The following is a 205-nucleotide window of genomic DNA, read 5'->3' as shown; positions in this document are numbered from 1 at the left end:
TCCTGGCCGGCCAGCACCAGCAGGTTCTCGCTGTTGCGGCGCATGCGGGTGGCCAGGTGGTCCAGCTTGAACAGGTTGCCCAGCCGCTGCTCGTCCTGCTCACCCTGCTCCAGACCGTCGATCAGGGTGATCTGCCGCTCCACCAGCGTCTGGCTGCGCCGCGACAGGTTCACGAACATCGCGTTGACGTTGCTGCGCAGGCGGG

General features: G+C 67.3%; 1 protein-coding gene. It reads right to left on the bottom strand.

Annotated elements, in window-relative coordinates; translation table 11 throughout:
- Positions 1-205 (bottom strand): hypothetical protein (locus IO39_RS43865; RefSeq protein WP_043638114.1); only part of this gene is annotated, 205 nt, incomplete at both ends.

The sequence above is a fragment of the Nonomuraea candida genome, assembly GCF_000725485.1.
GTDB classification, from domain to species: Bacteria; Actinomycetota; Actinomycetes; order Streptosporangiales; family Streptosporangiaceae; genus Nonomuraea; species Nonomuraea candida.
This window is presented reverse-complemented; position numbering and strand designations above follow the sequence as displayed.